The sequence below is a fragment of the Nonomuraea sp. NPDC003707 genome, assembly GCF_053587055.1.
Genome location: NZ_JBSFNK010000007.1, coordinates 128452 through 144987, shown reverse-complemented (window position 1 = coordinate 144987; position 16536 = coordinate 128452). Strand labels below are relative to the sequence as shown.

At 72.1% G+C, this 16536-nt stretch carries 13 protein-coding genes; 3 read left to right on the top strand and 10 right to left on the bottom strand.

What is annotated here, in order from left to right; genetic code table 11:
• Positions 1-255: 255 nt before the first annotated feature.
• The 3 genes from ACWDRB_RS20275 to ACWDRB_RS20265 all read right to left on the bottom strand — a co-directional run bounded on the left by ACWDRB_RS20275 (position 256) and on the right by ACWDRB_RS20265 (position 4617).
• Positions 256-1869, bottom strand: a complete 1614-nt coding sequence (locus ACWDRB_RS20275) for an AbfB domain-containing protein (protein ID WP_449895831.1) — start codon at positions 1867-1869, stop codon at positions 256-258.
• 68 nt (positions 1870-1937) lie between these two features.
• Positions 1938-3605 (bottom strand): RNA polymerase sigma factor, encoded by a 1668-nt coding sequence (locus ACWDRB_RS20270; RefSeq protein ID WP_449895829.1) that lies wholly within the window; start codon positions 3603-3605, stop codon positions 1938-1940.
• Positions 3606-3744: 139 nt separating this feature from the next.
• On the bottom strand, positions 3745-4617 hold the full coding sequence (locus ACWDRB_RS20265) for an NmrA family NAD(P)-binding protein (protein WP_449895827.1): 873 nt from the start codon (positions 4615-4617) through the stop codon (positions 3745-3747).
• A 77-nt stretch (positions 4618-4694) separates the two neighbouring features.
• Here ACWDRB_RS20265 and ACWDRB_RS20260 point away from each other — a divergent pair, with 77 nt between their 5' ends.
• Positions 4695-5255 carry a TetR/AcrR family transcriptional regulator gene (locus ACWDRB_RS20260; protein WP_449895825.1) on the top strand — a complete coding sequence of 187 codons (561 nt, stop codon included), beginning with the start codon at positions 4695-4697 and terminating at the stop codon, positions 5253-5255.
• A 9-nt stretch (positions 5256-5264) separates the two neighbouring features.
• Here the strand turns inward: ACWDRB_RS20260 and ACWDRB_RS20255 are convergent, their stop codons facing one another.
• Both ACWDRB_RS20255 and ACWDRB_RS20250 read right to left on the bottom strand, forming a co-directional pair.
• Positions 5265-6314, bottom strand: a complete 1050-nt coding sequence (locus tag ACWDRB_RS20255; protein ID WP_449895823.1) for a TerC/Alx family metal homeostasis membrane protein — start codon at positions 6312-6314, stop codon at positions 5265-5267.
• A gap of 173 nt (positions 6315-6487) precedes the next feature.
• Positions 6488-7921 (bottom strand): serine/threonine-protein kinase, encoded by a 1434-nt coding sequence (locus ACWDRB_RS20250; RefSeq protein ID WP_449895821.1) that lies wholly within the window; start codon positions 7919-7921, stop codon positions 6488-6490.
• Positions 7922-8158: 237 nt separating this feature from the next.
• On the opposite strand from ACWDRB_RS20250, the gene ACWDRB_RS20245 reads away from it, so the two are divergent.
• Positions 8159-9517 carry a cytochrome P450 gene (locus tag ACWDRB_RS20245; protein WP_449895819.1) on the top strand — a complete coding sequence of 453 codons (1359 nt, stop codon included), beginning with the start codon at positions 8159-8161 and terminating at the stop codon, positions 9515-9517.
• A gap of 21 nt (positions 9518-9538) precedes the next feature.
• Here the strand turns inward: ACWDRB_RS20245 and ACWDRB_RS20240 are convergent, their stop codons facing one another.
• Genes ACWDRB_RS20240 through ACWDRB_RS20230 form a run of 3 tightly spaced genes read right to left on the bottom strand, consistent with a single transcriptional unit; the run spans position 9539 to position 13037 of the window.
• Positions 9539-11284: an acetyl/propionyl/methylcrotonyl-CoA carboxylase subunit alpha gene (locus ACWDRB_RS20240; protein ID WP_449896292.1), complete on the bottom strand. Its 1746-nt coding sequence runs from the start codon at positions 11282-11284 to the stop codon at positions 9539-9541.
• Between the two features lie 8 nt (positions 11285-11292).
• Positions 11293-11502 carry an acyl-CoA carboxylase subunit epsilon gene (locus tag ACWDRB_RS20235; RefSeq protein WP_449895818.1) on the bottom strand — a complete coding sequence of 70 codons (210 nt, stop codon included), beginning with the start codon at positions 11500-11502 and terminating at the stop codon, positions 11293-11295.
• Positions 11499-13037 carry an acyl-CoA carboxylase subunit beta gene (locus ACWDRB_RS20230; protein WP_449895816.1) on the bottom strand — a complete coding sequence of 513 codons (1539 nt, stop codon included), beginning with the start codon at positions 13035-13037 and terminating at the stop codon, positions 11499-11501. Before ACWDRB_RS20230 ends, ACWDRB_RS20235 begins: the two co-directional genes overlap by 4 nt.
• A 102-nt stretch (positions 13038-13139) precedes the next feature.
• On the opposite strand from ACWDRB_RS20230, the gene ACWDRB_RS20225 reads away from it, so the two are divergent.
• Positions 13140-13817, top strand: coding sequence for a TetR family transcriptional regulator (locus tag ACWDRB_RS20225; protein ID WP_449895814.1), 678 nt, complete (start codon positions 13140-13142; stop codon positions 13815-13817).
• Between the two features lie 39 nt (positions 13818-13856).
• Here ACWDRB_RS20225 and ACWDRB_RS20220 read toward each other — a convergent pair whose 3' ends face one another.
• Positions 13857-14504, bottom strand: a complete 648-nt coding sequence (locus ACWDRB_RS20220) for a response regulator (protein ID WP_449895812.1) — start codon at positions 14502-14504, stop codon at positions 13857-13859.
• Positions 14494-16533, bottom strand: coding sequence for a sensor histidine kinase (locus ACWDRB_RS20215; protein WP_449895810.1), 2040 nt, complete (start codon positions 16531-16533; stop codon positions 14494-14496). Before ACWDRB_RS20215 ends, ACWDRB_RS20220 begins: the two co-directional genes overlap by 11 nt.
• Positions 16534-16536: the final 3 nt, after the last annotated feature.

Sequence of the window (16536 nt, the reverse complement as noted above, 5' to 3'; positions counted from 1 at the left end):
CCTCAGGGCGTTCGCCGAGCGGCACGCACCACCGGCTCCCGCTCAAGGACCTCAACCGAAGTACGGACCGCACTCCGGCTGAGGTCCCTTGGAGGGACGGACGGCGAGCCGGGTGAGTGCCGGGGCAAGCGGTGGAGCGGGACCCGCCGACGACGCACGCCCGGCCGGCCGAGCGGCCGCCAGGTGGGCCAGGGCGGGCGGTGGAACGGGGCCCGTCGACGACGTGCGTGCTGCCGGTCGTGGGGCGGCCGGAGGTCAGGCAGGTGGGGTGGGGTGGAAGGAGGAGTCGGCCCGGAACAGGGGTGTGTTGTCGGTCTTGTCCAGGCGCAGCAGCTCGGCGCGGTGGCGGACGAAGCGGCCCGGGTAGTTGAGGGACTCCAGGCGGACCGAACCCTCGGCTGTGCCGGGCCGGGCGTGGAAGGTGGCGTCGCGCCGGAACAGAGCGGTCCCGTCGTTGGTCTCGAACCGGATCAGGAAGTCGCGATGCCGCAGGTAACGCCCCTCGGGGTCGACGAAGGAGTACGCCTTCGCGTCGTCCAGACCGGGCACGACGCGGAGGGTGACCGGCTCCGCCCCGATCCGGCCCGTGGCCTGGAGGTACGTCCCCGGGCGGTTGACCGGCCGGAACACCCTCGACACCCCCGTCGCGAGCAGCCCGCCGCCGCTCCCGGCCGTGGCGCGGGTGAAGGTCAGGGTGCCGAAGCCGAGGTGGTCGTACTTGGAGCCGCCGTAGTCCCCGCCGCCCCCTTCCGGCGCGACGCGCTTGCCGTACGCCTCGATGTAGGGCACCGCCAGCCCCCGCCGCACGCCGTAGTGGTTGAGGAGCAGCGCCCAGATCGGGTCGGCGGCCCCGCGCCCGGCGGCGGAGATCTCGGTCTGCTGCCGCTGGACGCAGGTCGTGCCCTGTCCCCACTTGTACGTCGTGAACGGCACCGATTCGCCCAGGTTGTACTTGGCCACGTACTCGGCGCCCTTCATGAACCGGTCGTCCGCGTAGCCGTACAGGTCGATGCCCTGGTTCCAGGCCATCTCGCAGAGCACGCCCATCCACCCGACGCCGACGCTGGTGTGTCCCTGGTCGCGGCCGCTCTCCTGCCACTGCCCGAGCCCGCCGGGGTGCAGGAACGGCACCGCGTTCATGATGGACCCGTTGCCCTTGCCGTGCTTGAAGTAGTCGACGGCCTGGTCGACCTTGGCGTGGTCGTCGCACAGGACGCCGATGGCGAGCACGGAGGCCATGGCGCACAGGTCCCAGTTGGCCCAGTAGTTGGTGATGCAGGCGCCGTTGTGCTCCTTCAGGAACCGGTCGTTCATCGGGTAGAAGACCGTCAGCATCATCTTCGTGAAGCGCTCGAAGTCGAAGCCGGGGTAGCCGCGCATGATCTCGGCGACGTTGGCGAACTGCCAGCCCAGGATCCCGGCCGCCAGGTAGCGGTCGGCGTTGCCGGTCACCGCCTTGAGCGCGGCCGACCAGGCGTTGAGGATGTCGCGGGCGGCGTCGCCGTGCGCCTTCTCCCCGCTGATCTTCCAGCGCAGCGCGTTCTGGTAGGCGGCGGCCACGTCGATGGCGAGCTGGACGTGGTTCGCGCCCGTGCCACCCCTGACCACCGTCTCGAGCGGGCGCGGCTTCCAGGTGCTCCTGGAGCGCCCGTTGGCGGTCAGCTTGTCCCAGCCGGCCTTCCAGGGCTGGGCTCCGGCGTTCACCTGGGCCCGCATCCGGTCGAAGTCGGCCTGCGTGTGCAGCAGGCCGGGGTGCTTGAAGGCCGCCGCGGCCGCGGGCCCGATGGGGAGCGCGGCGGGCAGTACGGCGGCGGCGCCCGCGGTCGCGGCCGCCTTCAGCACGCTCCGGCGGGAGGGCTGCGTGGTCATGTGAATCCTTCCTCAGGGGTCACTCTCGTCACAGGAGACCCCCTGGCCGGGCCCGGATAACACAAATCTCAGACCCGGCTTCGCTGCGGGACCCGCTCCGGGTTCGCCGCCCTGGTGACGTACTGGGGGACGGGGGCGCGGTCGTCGCCGGTGTCGCGGGTCAGGCCGTACCGGACGATGCCCTTGGCCGGGTCGGGCCTGGCCGAGAGGTCGGCCCAGACCTCCTGCCAGGACTTGGGCGCGACGGTGAGGTCGATGTCCGTGCCGCTCTCGTTGTTGTGGAAGGTGACGCGGCCGTCGAGGTAGTAGAACTCGTTCTGCCACATCTGCTGCTGGCCGCGCGGCAGCCGGGCGAAGCCGGTCTCGGGCGAGCCCATCCAGGTGACGCCGGGCGCCTGCTCGTCGTCCATCCGCCGGCCGCCGCCCGACGCGACGTGGAACAGCTTGCCCTTGAGCCCGGTCCAGGTCGCGGGCGGGAAGGGGCCGACGCGGTTGCGGTAGAGGATGCCCCAGCGGACCTGGACGTAGCCGCGGCCGGTGACGGTGACGTAGTCGCCCCTGTGGGTGATCGACGGGGCTCCGCCGTACCTGGAGTATCCGTGCTTGCCGCCGATGGCGACCGTACCGGCGGGGCGCCGGGGCAGCGGGGCGGGCGGCCGGTTCTTCGGCGGCGCCTGGTCCACGGCGTCGACCGTCAGTCCGTACGGGCTCCGCGCGGGCCTCACCGGACGGCGCGAAGAAGGGGGCGAGGACGACACCACCACCGGTGTGGCCCGCCGGGGCGGCGCGGGCTCGGGCACGAGGGTCTGGACGACCACCGCTCCCCCGGCGATCAGCGTGACGCCGGCCGCGGTGACCGCGATCGGCTTGGCGGCCAGCGCCGAGCCCGCCGCCGCCTTGCCCTTGGCCAGCAGGCCGCCCTTGACGACCGGCGCGGCGGCCGTACGCGCGATCTCCAGCAGACCGGCGGCGATGCCTGCGGGGACGGCCACCAGGCCGAGCCCGGCCAGCAGCCGCTCGGCCGGCACCAGGTCGGAGACGTGCTCGCCGCAGACCGGGCAGTCGCGCACGTGCCGGGACAGCCGCTTGCGCCACAGGTCGGACGGGGCGCCGTTCCAGGTCTGCGCCACGGCGGCCAGCTCGGGGCAGGGCGGGCGGGCGGCCAGCGCGCGCACCACCGCGCGGGCGGTCTCCAGGCGGCCCTTGGTGCGCTGGACGCGTACGGCGGCGTGCTGCTCGTTCGTCCCCAGCGCGGCGGCCAGCTCGGCCCTGGCCAGCTCGCCGGCCACCTCCATCCACCACAGCGCGAGCACCTCGCGGTCGTCGGCGTCGAGCCAGCGGGCCGCCTCGGCGGCCTCCTTGCGCTGCCCGGACAGGCCGAGCCGGGTGACGGTGAGCGCGGCGAAGTCGGAGGCCGCGTCGGCCAGGCCCATCGCCTCGTCGATGGCGGCGAGCGCGGCGCCCGGCGCCTGCCGCCACTCGCGTACCTGGTTCAGGGCGATGGCGACGAGCCAGGAGCGGAAGCTGCCCGGGTCGCGCAGCCCGGACACGCCGGTCACGACCCTGGCCATCGTCTCCTGAACGACGTCGTCCACGTCCGGGTGGCCGTTCATGGCGCGGCCCACGATGTTGTACACGAGCGGCAGGTGGCCCCTGACCAGTTCGTCGATCGCGTCACGGTCGCCCGCCATGGCGGCGAGCACCGTTCCGACCTCGTACGTCGGCCGCGCGTACATCCAGCACCTCGATCCGGAGCCTCCGCTGCTCCGATCAGGAGACAGGAGTGTCACCGTTCCGATAACACAAAACGCGCATTGTTCCACTTATCGCCTACGAGGTGTCAATGCTCGCGTCAACCTGGCGTACAACCGCGGCTCAGCCCACCGTGGTTCGCAGTGCCTCCGCGTTGGCCGCCACGAACTCCCCGAACGTCCTGGGCTCGCGACCCGTCAGGTCCCGGACCGCGGTCGTCGTGGCGGCCAGCGAGCCGCCCGCCACCTGCCGGGAGAGCTCGGCCAGGTCGTCGGCGAACCGCGCGGGCAGCCCCTGCGCGCGCACCCCGGCGGCCAACTCGTCCGGGGACAGCTCGGCGTGCTCGACGGTCCGGCCCAGCGCGCCCGAGAACTCCTGCGCGAGCTCGGCATAGTTGAGCGCCCGGGGGCCCGTGAGCTCGTACGTCTCGCCGAGGCCGCCCGATCCGGTGAGCAGGGCGGCGGCGCAGGCGGCGATGTCGTGGCAGTCGATGTACGACACCGGCGCGCCTCCGTAAACGTCGAGGAGCTTGCCGTCGGCGGTGAAGGCCGCCGTCCCGGTGATGAAGTTCTGCATGAATCCGCCGGGCCGCAGCATCGACCAGCCGAGCCCCGACGCCTTGAGGTACTCCTCGATCTCCCAGTGCGCGCCCTGGGCCAGGCGGCCGCCCCGCTGGGCGCCCGAGACCGACACCTTCACCACGCTCGACACCCCGGCGGCCCGCGCCGCGTCAATGGCCGCCTGCTGCTGGCGGACCATCGGCTGCTCGCCGTCCACCGGCTGGGCGCCGCCCGCGTTGAGGAAGAGCCGGTCGACGCCCTCCATGGCGGCGGTGAGCGAGCCGGGATCGTCGAAGTCCCCGATCACGACGTCGCAGCCCAGGGCCCGCCCCTTGTCCTCGTCACGGACGAGCGCCCTGAACGCCACCCCCTTCTCCCCCAGGAGCCGCACGAGGTGCGTGCCGATGGATCCGGTGGCTCCGGTAACCAAGATCATGACAAGCCTTCCGCTAAACTGAGGCAACCTCGACTAAGGCTATATCGAGGCAGCCTCGAATTACTATGGAAGCCCGCATGACCACGACCCGACGGCCCCGCGCCGACGCCCGCCGCAACTACGAGCGCCTGCTCGCCGAGGCCGACGCCGCCTTCAGGGAGCAGGGCGTGGAGTCCAGCCTGGAGGGCATCGCCCGGCGCGCCGGGGTGGCCATCGGCACGCTCTACGGCCACTTCCCCAGCCGCCGCGCCCTGATCGGCGCGCTGCTCAGGGACCGCAACGCGGCCCTGTTCGAGCTCGGCGAGCGGCTCCTGACCGGCCCGGCGCCGGACGCGCTCGCCGCCTGGGTCCGCGCGGCCACGGCGCACGCCGCCACCTATCGCGGCCTGGCCGCGTTGATCGCCGGCGGCCTGGACGACGAGGCGTCGGAGCTGCACGCCTCGTGCGTGCGCATGGCCGAGATCGGCGAGCGGCTCGTCGCGCGGGGGCGCGAATCGGGCGCCCTGCGCGCCGACGCGACCGGCGCGGACGTGACCGCCCTCACGTCCGCCGCCGCCTGGCTCCACGAGCAGGTGTCGCCCGCCGCCGCCGAGCGCCACATCACCGTCACCCTGGACGGCCTCGCCGCCTCCCCCTGACGACCGATCTCACGGGTCCACCGGGTCGCGCTGCAGCGCCTTGGGGCGCTCGGCGTCCTCGCCGGGCTCGGCGTCGTCGGCGCGCCGGCCGGCGTACAGGCTGGTGAGCGTGACGGTGACCAGGACCCCGACGATGACGCCGAGCGAGGCGAGGGTGGGGATCTCGGGCACCCACGCCCAGATGCCGTGCGCCCAGTGCAGGACCAGCTTGACGCCGATGAAGGCCAGGATGACGGCCAGGCCGTGGTTGAGGTGCCGCAGCTTGGCCAGCGCGTCCCGCAGCACGAAGTACAGCGCCCGCAGGCCCAGCAGCGCGAAGGCGTTGGTGGCGAAGACGAGGAAGGGGTCCTCGGTCACCCCGTAGACGGCGGGCACCGAGTCGACGGCGAAGACGATGTCGGTGGCGAACACCGCCACGGTGGCCAGGGCCAGCGGGGTGATCGCCAGGCGGCCGTGCTCGCGCACCATCAGGCGGAAGCCGCGGTAGTCGGGGGTGACCTGGACGAACCGGCGCAGCAGCCGGACGCTGCGCATGGAGGAGACGTCGACGTGCTGCTCCTCCCCCTTCAGCGCCTCCTTGAGCACCTTGCCCGCGGTGACGATGAGGACCGCCCCGAACAGCAGGAACGCCCACGTGCCGCTCTGCAGCGCCGCCGCGCCCAGCGCGATGAAGATCACGCGCAGCACGAGCGCCCCGATGATGCCGTACAGCAGCACCCGCTGGGTCAGCTCGTTCGGCACGGCGAAGGCCGTCAGCAGCAGCATGAATACGAACAGGTTGTCGACCGACAACGACTTCTCCACCACGTACCCGGTGAAGAACTCCACGGCCACCCCGGTGCCGAAGGAGCCCCACAGGTACGCGCCGAAGCCCAGCGGGAGCACCAGGTAGAACGCGGACCAAGCCAGGGCCTCGCGCATGTGGACCTCGTGCGGGCGCCGGGTCAGCAGGATGTCGATCACCAACAGCAGGACCAGGGCGGCCACAGTGACCGCCCACAGGGTGACGGACGCGATGCTGCCCTGATCGGGCGCAGCCAGAAATGTCCCCGCGGACATGAAACCTCCTCGAACGTGCTCAGCCGTTCGAGGTCTCCTTCACCCGGGGGTAGCGGGCGGCCGCCCGGGGACGCATGGTACGTCCGTATTGACCGGATCGGCACTTGGGAAGTACTCCCCTCGCAGCCCCAGAGTAGGACATATCCAGCCAAGGCTCCACTATGCCGCCCGGATCAGGTGATGGGGACGTCCTTGAACTCCCCGAGCCCCAGCAGGTCGAGGTCCGCCCTCTTCGCCGTCCACGGCACGTTGTCGAACTCCGCGACGAGGAATTGGGATTTGGCCGGGGCGATGTTGTTGACCGACGTCCAGCTGGAGCAGACGCAGAGGCCGTCCTTCTCGATGAAGGGGCGGAGCGTCCTCGGCGCGCCTTTGTAGGTCAGGCCGATACTCGAGAGATCCTCCGAGTCCCGGCCCAGGATCGTGTACAGGTCCGCGTACGCGCCGTCCTTGGCGTCGTTCCGCACGGTCAGCTCAAGCCGGAGGTCTCCGTCCACGCGGTACAGGTTGTCGATCGTGATGTGGACGGGCACCCGCCGGCCGTCCAGGTTCCGCACGGACGTGTCCTGCTGCGCGAGCGGGGGGACGCCGCCGTCGTACGCCGCCGGGGAGGTTGCGGTGACCGGGGACGCTCCCCCGCCGTGGGCGGCCGTCTCCCAGGGACGCCAGGCCGCGGTGACCGTGGCCCCGGTCACCATGAGCGCGGCCGCGACCGCCACCGGGGCCTTCCAGCGGCCGGTCGCCGGCGCGTCCCGGCGGCGGGCACGCGAGGCGGCCCACGAGCTGTTCACTGTGCGGACCCCGGTGTCCACCGACACCGACTCCCGGCCGAGGAGGCGGTCGAGGAGCTGCTGGGCCGTGGGCCGCCGCGCCGGGTCCTTGTCCAGCGCCTGCTCCACCAGGGGCCTGAGCCGCTCGTCCAGGCCCGTCAGCTCGGGCGCGTAGTGGACCACCCTGAACAGCACCTCGGGCGCGCCGCCCGACCCGAACGGCGGCCGGCCGGTCGCCGCGTACGCCACGACGCCGCCCCAGGCGAACACGTCGCTCGCGGCCGTGATCCGGCCTTCGGTGGCCTGCTCCGGCGACATGTACGCGGGCGTCCCCACGATCCCGGTGGACCGGCTCGCGTCCGGCTCCACGAGCTGCGCGATACCGAAGTCGATCACCCGCGGGCCGACGGGGCTGAGCAGGATGTTCTGCGGCTTCAGGTCGCGGTGCACGACCCCGGCCTGGTGGATGGCGGTGAGCGCGGTCGCCACGCCGACGGACAGGGCCTCCAGGTCGGCCCCGGCCATCGGACCGCGTTTCCTGATGGCGGTGGCCAGGTCGGGGCCGTCCACGTACTCGGTGACGATGTACGCGCTCTCGCCGTCGATGCCCGCGTCCAGCACCGGCGCCGTGCAGAAGCGGGCCACGCTGCGCGCCGCCTCGACCTCCCTGGTGAACCGGCGGCGGAAGCCCGCGTCGCCGGCCGGTCCCTCGCGCAACCTCTTCAGCGCGACGAGCCGGGATCCCTGGTCCCGGGCCAGGTAGACGACCCCCATACCGCCCTGGCCCAAGGGGCGGATGATGGTGTATGGGCCTATTTGCTGGGGTTCAGGGCTCACCTGAGGATTGTGATCGTCGATGCATGACATTCGATAGCAGATCACTTGAAAGACCGCCGGAGACCACGCAGCGTCCATGATTCAGGACACGCCGTACACTTTCCTCTTGCCATGACGGGCGCTTTGCGTGATGCTTTCAGATCTCTTGAGCGAACCGGCCCAAAGCTCCCAGAGAGGTAGTTCATCCCCGTGACCCACGGCCCATGGGCCCAGCAGCCCGCAGAACCCTTGCTGTCGATGTCCGTAGAACCGCTGCTGACCAGGGACTACGACGCGGACCCCGCCTTCGTCCACGAACGCCTGCGCAAGAGGTACGGCCCGGTCGCCCCGGTCGACGTCCTCGGCGTGCCGGTCTGGTTCGTCCTCGGCTACGAGGAGGTGCTCCGCGTCCTGCAGAACTCGGGCGGCATCTGGACCAAGAGCGTGGACAGATGGCGGATGAACGTCGAGGGCCGGATCCCCGCGGACTGGCCGCTGCTGCCCGTCTTCCAGGTCAACAACTCGGCCTTCTCGGAGGGCGCCGCGCAGCGCCGGTTGCGCAACGCGTGGACGCAGGCGCTGGCGCCGTTCCAGGACCACACCCAGCCGCAGGCCCAGCTGCTCGAACAGGCCGTCGTGCAGTACGCCGACGACCTCATCGGCGTGCTGGCCGAGGGCGGCTCCACGGGGTGGGCCGACCTGGCCGCCCAGTACGCCCGGCCGCTCCCGCTCATGGTCGCCAACCGCATGCTCGGCTTCTCCGCGGCACGCGGCGAAGAGGTCGTGATGGACATCTGGCGGATGATCGACGCCGGGCCCGACGCGGCCGCGGCGTTCGAGCGGCTGTACGCGGCCATGACGGAGCTCGCGGCCGCCAAGCGGGAGCGGCCCGGCGAGGACCTGCCCTCCTACATGATCGCGGCCGCTCCGGACCTCACGCTGGACGAGCTGGCCCGCGAGCTGCTCATGCTTCCCGGCCTGCTCGACTTCACCGCCAGCCTCGTCTGCAACGTCGTCGTCGAGGTCGTCTCCAACCGGGATGTGCGGGCGAGCCTGTCGGTGGGCGCGATCGACGAGACGGTCAACCGGGTCGCGCTGCTCAACCCGCCGATGGCCAACCTGACCTTCCGTTTCCCCAAGACCGACGTGAAGATGGGCCACTACACGATCTCCGCCGGCGATCCGGTGATGCTCTCCGTCGCGGGCGCCCACGCCGATCCGCGCTTCGCCGGGGCGCTCGACCACGAGGCCATCCGCAGCACCCGCGCGCACCTGGCGTGGGGCGCGGGGCCGCACAGCTGCCTGGGGCACCGGCTGGCGACCCAGATGACGACGATCGCCGTGCGCCGGCTGTTCAGCCGGCTCACCAAGATCAAGCTCGCGCTCCCGGCCGACCAGCTGCCCTGGCGCCCCTCCCCCTTCATGCGCGCCCTGCGGTCCCTGCCGGTCCAGTTCGAGCTCGCCGAGGGCTACGTACCGGCGGGCGAGCGCGCCGCCGACGGCGCCGACGCGCCCGCGGCGCAGCCGTCCGCGGCGGGCGAGGCCCAGGCCGGGCCGGACTCGTCCCGGTCCGGCGGGTTGTGGGGCTTCCTGCGCGGCCTGCGCCTCAAGCGCTGACCGGCCGGGTCCGCCTCGGCGTCAGGCCGGGTCCTTGATCTCGCAGATCACGGTCCCGGCCGCCACCGTGGCCCCGACCTGGGCGGACATCCCGACGATGGTCCCGGCCTTGTGGGCGGTGAGCGGCTGCTCCATCTTCATGGCCTCCAGCACCACGATGGTGGCCCCGGCGACCACGTCGTCACCGTCGGCGGCCATCACCTTGACGATGGTGCCCTGCATCGGGCTGACCAGGGCATTCCCACTGGCTGCGGCCTTGGCCGCGCCTCTCTTCTCGCGCCGGGGAGCGGCCTTGGCAGCCGCGCGCGGCTTCGCGGTTCCGGCGGGAAGCACGACCTCCAGCCGCTTGCCCGCCACCTCGACGGTGATCCGCTCGCGCTCGCCCTGCTCCGGGGCCTCGCCGGGCACGCCGTCGTACGGAGCGATCAGGTTGTCGAACTCGGTCTCGATCCACCTGGTGTGCACGGTGAAGGGCTCTGCGGTGAACGCCTCCTCCGCCACCACGGCCCGGTGGAACGGCAGCACGGTCGGCATGCCGTCGATCCCGAACTCCGCCAGCGCCCGGCCGGCCCGCTGGAGGGCCTGCTCGCGAGTGGCGCCGGTGACGACCAGCTTGGCGATCAACGAGTCGAAGGCGCCCGGCACGGTCTCGCCCTGCTCGTACCCGGCGTCGAGGCGGACACCGGGGCCGGAGGGGGCCCGCCAGCCGGTGATGGTGCCAGGGGCGGGCAGGAAGTTGCGTCCTGCGTCCTCGGCGTTGATCCGGAACTCGATCGAGTGGCCGCGCGGCTCGGGATCGTCGTAGCCGAGCTCCTCCCCCGCCGCGATCCGGAACATCTCGCGCACCAGGTCGATGCCGGTGACCTCCTCGGTGACCGGGTGCTCCACCTGCAGGCGGGTGTTGACCTCCAGGAAGGAGATCGTGCCGTCCTGGCCGACCAGGAACTCGCACGTCCCCGCGCCGACATAGCCGGCCTCGCGCAGGATCGCCTTGGAGCTCCGGCGCAGCAGGGCCTCCTGCTCGCCGGTGAGGAACGGGGCGGGCGCCTCCTCGACGAGCTTCTGGTGGCGGCGCTGCAGCGAGCAGTCGCGGGTGGAGACCACGACCACGTTGCCGTACGCGTCGGCCAGGCACTGGGTCTCCACGTGGCGGGGCCGGTCCAGGTAGCGCTCCACGAAGCACTCGCCCCGCCCGAACGCGGTCACGGCCTCGCGCACGGCGCTGTCGTACAGGTCGGGGATCTCCTCGGCGGTGCGCGCCACCTTCAGCCCCCGCCCGCCGCCGCCGAACGCGGCCTTGATCGCGATGGGCAGGCCGTGCTCCGCCGCGAAGGCCAGCACCTCGTCAACGCCGGACACCGGGTCGGGGGTCCCGGCCACCAGGGGCGCGCCGACCTTCTGGGCGATGTGCCGGGCCTGCACCTTGTCGCCGAGCGCGGTGATCGCCGCGGGCGGCGGCCCGATCCACACCAGCCCGGCGTCGATGACCGCCTGGGCGAAGCCGGAGTTCTCGGCCAGGAAGCCGTACCCGGGGTGCACCGCGTCGGCGCCCGACCGCGCGGCCACCTCGGTGATCTTCTCGATCGACAGGTACGTCTCCCCCGGCGTGGCGCCGCCCAGCGCGTACGCCTCGTCGGCCATCCGGACGAAGAGCGCGTCGCGGTCCTGGTCGGCGTAGACCGCCACGCAGGCGATCCCCGCGTCGCGGCAGGCCCGGACGATCCGGACGGCGATCTCGCCGCGGTTGGCGACGAGCACCTTGCGCAAGGTCGTGCTCACAGGGATCCTCCAAGACTCCAGCTCGACTCCCGCCATCCGCGGGGGCCGGTCACCAACGGGCGGCGCAGCACACGGCGGCGCGCAGACGAGCCACCGACGGGCGGCTCGGAAACGTCGTCATCTGCGAGAGCGCGCAGCGCCACGACCAGCGCGGCCAGCTCTTCCGGCGAGGGGTTGCCCCCGTTGACGTGCACGGTCACGTTCATAGCGGGATGTTCCCGTGCTTCTTGGGCGGCAGGGCGTCGCGCTTGCCGCGCAGCAGCCGCAACGCGCGGGTGACCTCGCGCCGGGTCTCGCTCGGCGCGATCACCGCGTCCACGTAGCCGCGCTCGGCCGCCAGGTAGGGGGTGGCGAGGGTGTCCTCGTACTCGCGCACCAGCTCGGCCCGCAGCGCGTCCGGGTCGTCGGCGGCGGCCAGCCGCTTGCGGTGCAGGATGTTGACCGCGCCCTGGGCTCCCATCACCGCGATCTGCGCGGTCGACCAGGCCAGGTTCACGTCCGCGCCCAGGTGCTTGGAGCCCATCACGTCGTACGCCCCGCCGTACGCCTTGCGGGTGATCACCGTGACCAGCGGGACCGTGGCCTCGCCGTAGGCGTACAGGAGCTTGGCCCCACGCCGGATGATGCCGTTCCACTCCTGCTCGGTGCCGGGCAGGAAACCGGGCACGTCCACGAGCGTGAGCACCGGGATGCTGAACGCGTCACACGTGCGCACGAACCGGGCGGCCTTCTCGGAGGCGTCGATGTCGAGCGTGCCCGCCAGCCGCATCGGCTGGTTGGCCACCACACCCACCGACCGGCCCTCCACGCGCCCGAAGCCGACCACGATGTTCGGCGCGAACAGCGGCTGCACCTCCAGGAACTCGCCGTCGTCCAGCAGGGCCGCGATGACCTCGTGCATGTCGTACGGCTGGTTCGGCGAGTCCGGCACCAGCTCGTCCAGCGCCAGGTCGTCGGCGCCGAGCTCCAGATCGGCCTCGAACTCGGGGTGCGGCGCGTCGTCCAGGTTGTTCTGCGGCAGGTACGACAGCAACGCCCGGGCGTAGTCGAGCGCGTCGTCCTCGTCATGGGCCAGGTAATGGGCGATGCCACTGCGGCTGTTGTGCACCCGGCCGCCGCCCAGCTCCTCGAAGGTGACATCCTCACCGGTGACGGTCTTGATCACGTCGGGTCCCGTGACGAACATGTGGGACTTCTCGTCCACCATGATCGTGAAATCGGTGAGGGCCGGCGAGTAGACGTGGCCGCCCGCGCACGCGCCCATGATCAGGGAGATCTGCGGGATCACGCCGGAAGCCCGGATGTTGCGGCGGAAGATCTCACCGTAGAGGCCGAGCGAGACCACGCCCTCCTGAATGCGCGCCCCGGCGCCCTCGTTGATGCCGATGATCGGCACGCCGTTCTTCATGGCCAGGTCCATGACCTTGCAGATCTTCTGCCCGTACACCTCCCCCAGGCTGCCGCCGGACACCGTGAAATCCTGCGAGAAGACGCACACCTGGCGGCCGTCGACCGTCCCGTAACCGGTCACCACGCCGTCGCCGTACACGAGCCCGCCGCGGGCCAGCGCGTCCAGCTCGACGAAAGAGCCCGCGTCCAGCAGCCGCTCGATCCGCTCCCTCGCGGTCAGCCTGCCCTTCGCGTGCTGCTTGGCTGCCGCCCGGGCCTCGCCCACGTGAACTGCCTCGTCCAACCGCTCCTTGAGGCGGGCCAGGCTGCCCGCTGTGCCTTGCGCTGACATGCACCACTCCGCCGATAAGACCCACCGATAAGACTCAGTTTCATATTGACGATACTCAGTTTCGCACGCTTGGATACCCCTAACTTTCGAGAGAATGACCACGTGCCGAAACCGCCCATCAGCCAGCGCCTCGCCGAAGCCGCCGTGGCGCTGTTCGACGAGCGCGGCTACGACGAGACCACCGTCGACGACATCGCCGCGCGAGCAGGCGTGAGCCGCAGCACGTTCTTCCGCTACTACCGCTCCAAGGAAGACGCGATCTTCCCCGACCACGACACCCTGCTGGAGAGGATCGCCGCGCGGCTGCGGGCCTCGACCGCGGACACCGCGATCGTGGCCATCACCGACGCGGTGCGCATCGTGCTCGCCCACTACGTCGACGACGCCGAGGTGTCGCTGCGCCGATATCGCCTGGTCCGCCGCGTGCCGGCGCTACGCGACAGGGAGATCGCCAGCGTGGCCCGCTACCAGCGGCTGTTCCGCGAGTTCGTCGGCGAGTGGCTCGGCGACTCCCCCGACGCCGGCCTGCGCGCCGAGCTCATGGCCGCCTCCGTGGTGGCCGCGCACAACCAGGTGCTGCGGGGATGGCTGCGCGCGGGCGGCACGTACGACCCCTCCGGCCCCCTCGACCACGCGCTCCGGTACGTGATCGCCACCTTCCGCCACCTGGAGAAGCCGCAGGACAAGGGCGACCAGATCGTCGTCGCCACCTTCAGCCGCGCGGCCTCGCCCCAGGACGTCATGGCCGTCATCCAGCAGCACCTGGAGTCGTCCACGTAGCAAACGCAACCCCTGACAACCCCCTCTTTTCGAAGGGGCTCAGCGGGCGAGGCCCGCGTCGCGGGCGCGGATGATGGCCTCGGTGCGGTCGGCCACGTGCAGCTTGGCGAAGATGTTGGACACGTTGTTGCGCACGGTCTTGGGCGACAGGAACAGCTCCGAGGCGATCTGCGGATTCGACCGGCCGGCCGCGATCAGCGTGAGGATCTCCAGCTCGCGCGGCGTGAGCTGCGGGAACGCCGAATCCTCGGTCGGCGGCACGGTGAAGAACTCGGTCACCCGCCGGGCGATCGACGGCCCGAAGATGGCCTCACCGTGGGCGACGGCCTGGATGGCGCGGACGATCTCGGCCTGGTTCGCCCCTTTGAGCAGGTAGCCGCGGGCTCCGGCGCGCATCGCCGCGAACAGGGTGGCGTCCTGCTCCGACATGGTCAGCATGACCACCCCGATGTGCGGGCTGTCGGCGACGACCCGGCGGGTGGCCTCGATGCCGTCCAGCTCCGGCATGCTGACGTCCATGACCACGATGTCCGGCTGCAGGTCGGCGGCCAGTGCGACGGCCTCCCGCCCGTCCGCGGCGGTGCCCACGACGTCGATGCCGGGCAGGGAGGCCAGCAGCGCCGCCAGCCCGTCGCGGTAGACCGGATGGTCGTCGGCGAGCAGCACTCGGATCGTCTCATCGGACACCGGCCACCTCCGTGGTCTGTTCGAGGGGAAGTCGCGCGCGGACGAGCGTCCCGCCGCCGGGCGGGCAGGTGACCTGGCACTCCCCGCCGAGCTCGGCCGCCCGCTCGCGCAGGGACAACATACCGACCCCGGCCTCGACGTCGTGGGCGATGCCGCGGCCGTCGTCGCGTACCGTGATCTCCAGGGTCCGCCCGCGCACACCGAGCATGATCTCGCAGTGCGTCGCCGCGGCGTGCCGCACCACGTTGGCCAGCGCCTCCGACACGATCCGGTACGCGGCCACCTCCACCGCGGCGGGCAGCGAGCCGAGCGCGTCGTCGCCGGTCACGGCGATCTGCAGGCCGCCGGAGCGGACCCGGTCGGCCTGCTGCTCCACGGCCCGGAGCACGCCGAGCTCGTCGAGCGCCGGCGGGCGCAGGTCGTGCACCAGACGGCGGACGTCGGCCAGCACGACGGAGACCTCGGCCGCGGTCTGCTCCAGGATGCGGTCGGACTCGGCGGGCGCGGTGGCGGCCAGGTTGCGGGCGGTCTCGATGCGCAGCGCGACGGCGCCCAGGCTGGGGCCGAGGCCGTCGTGCAGGTCGCGCCGGATCCGGCGGCGCTCCTCCTCGCGCGCGGTCACGAGCCTGGCGCGGATGCGCTGCAGGTCGGCGCTGAGCTCGCTGGCCCGCGCCGCCTGGGCGGCCTGCCGGACGAGGTCGCCGAGCAGCCGCTGGTCGCGCTCGGTCAGGTCGGCCCGGCACAGGACCAGCCGGCCCACGGCCTCGTCGCGGTAGGCGACCGGCAGCGACAGCTGCGGCCCGTCCGGGGCGCCGTGCTCGACCACCGTACGCACGCCGCCCGGCCGCTCGATCTCCACCCGTACGTACGGCAGCCGGAACGCCTCGGACACCGTGTGGGCCAGCGCGGCGAGCTGCGCGTCGGGCTCGGTGGTGACCTCGAGCCGCTCGGCGAGCGTCGAGACCATCGCGTACGGGTCGTCGCGCGCCCCGCGCACCAGCCGCCGCGCCGCCCGCCACAACCACGTCCGCAGCGGCGCGTACGCCACCGAGACGATCGCGATGGCGGCCAGCGCGGAGTCGCGCTCGCCCAGCACGCTGCCCGCGACGGTGAACACGGCCACGTCGATCGCCACCACCAGGACCGCGAGCATCCCGTACAGGAAGGTCGCCGGCAGCAGCCGGTCGATGTCGTACAGGCGGTATTCGGTCACCGCGATCAGCACCGCGGCGGAGGTGAGCGCGATCCCGACGCACATGAGCACCGACGACAGCTGCTCCAGGGGCACCAGGAGCACGAACATGTCGGCCAGCGCGGCCCAGGTCAGCCAGCGGATCTGGGCGCGCCGCTCCGCGTCCGCCCGCCGGTAGCGGTGCACCATGACCGCGCAGGGGATGATCAGGCTCACCGCCGCCCCTGCTCGGGCGAGGCCGAGCAGGGCCGCCCACGCCTCGTACGGCAGCTCCAGGCTGACGGCGTCGAGGCCGAGCCGCAGGATCTCCGGGGGCAAGGGAGCGTTCTCGAACCGCATCATCGCGGACGCCGGCACGAATATCCACACAAGCGGCAGGTAGCCGGCCAGCCCCAGTCCGGCGATCGACAGCCGCCGCCAGCCCTTGGCGGCGGGCAGCCGCCCGTCGGGGAAGAGCAGGATCAGCAGCGGCAGCCCGACCAGCAGCGCCGCGCCGAACCGGGCGTAGAACCAGTAGGCCGGCGCGGCCGCGAAGGCCCCGGGCGAGGTGTAGATCGCGTACACCGACCAGGCGCCGGAGAAGCCGTTCAGCGCCCAGTGCACGCCCGACAGGGTCAGCACCCAGGCGACGGGATGCCGGGGCAGCCGCCGCAGCAGCAGCGCGCCGGGCACCGCCTGGGCCAGGCCCGACACCGCGGCCGGCCAGCTCACGGCTTCGAGGCCCGCGCCGGGCGGCAACGAGATCCCGGAATTGCGGACGTCCAGCAGCACCGTGCCGACCGTGAGCACGACCGCGAGCGCCGCCGGGACCGCGGACAGGCGGCTGGCTTTTGTCACCTG